An 806-nucleotide genomic window follows, 5' to 3' on the forward strand; every position below is an offset into this window, starting at 1 on the left:
GTCTTTGCCATCGCCATCCTTTTGTTCGCCGCCGCTGCGCTGGGCCTGCCCGGGTTCCTGACCGCCGACAATCTGGTCGCCATCGTCCGTTCGGTCTCGGTGCTCGGCATTCTGGCGCTCGGCATGGCGGTCGTCATCATCGGCCGCGGCATCGACCTGTCGGCCGTGGCAATCATGGCGATGTCGGTCGCCTGGTATCTGCAACTGCTCAACACCGGGACCTCGGATGGGCTGGCCTTCCTCTATGTGCTGGCGGGCGTTTTAGCCATCGGTCTGCTCAACGGCTTTCTCGTCGCCTATGCCGACGTGCCGGCGATCTTCGTCACTTTGGCTACCGGCTCCTTCGTGTTCGGCTATGTGCGCTCGCAACTGATCACGCAGGATGCCGTGCCGGTGCCCGGGGGACATTGGGTCGAGCTGCTCGGCGGCGTCCGCTTCCTCGATATTCCGGTCGAGGTGTTCGTCTTCGCCGGGTTGGCCTTCCTGGTCTTCCTGTTCCTGCGCTACACCAAATGGGGCCGCTTCATCTATTTCGCCGGCGACAATCCGGTCGCCGCCCGCAACATCGGCGTTCCGGTGCGGCCCATGCTGGTGCTGCGCTACGTGCTCTCGGCTTTTGTGGCCCTGATCGCCGGGCTTTTGACGGCGGCCAGCCTGCATTCGATCAACACCCGCATCGTCAACTCGACGCTGCTCTACGACATCGTGCTGGTGGCGGTGATCGGCGGCATCGGCCTTTCGGGCGGCAGGGGCGGGGTGCGCAACGTGCTGGTGGGGGCGGCGCTGATCGGCATCCTGCTCAACGC

At 64.9% G+C, this 806-nt stretch carries 1 protein-coding gene; it reads left to right on the top strand.

The window, feature by feature from the left end:
- A partial coding sequence (locus EOD07_RS36165) for an ABC transporter permease (protein ID WP_164772941.1) occupies positions 1-806 on the top strand: 806 nt, incomplete at both ends.

The sequence above is a fragment of the Mesorhizobium sp. M2C.T.Ca.TU.002.02.1.1 genome, assembly GCF_003997225.1.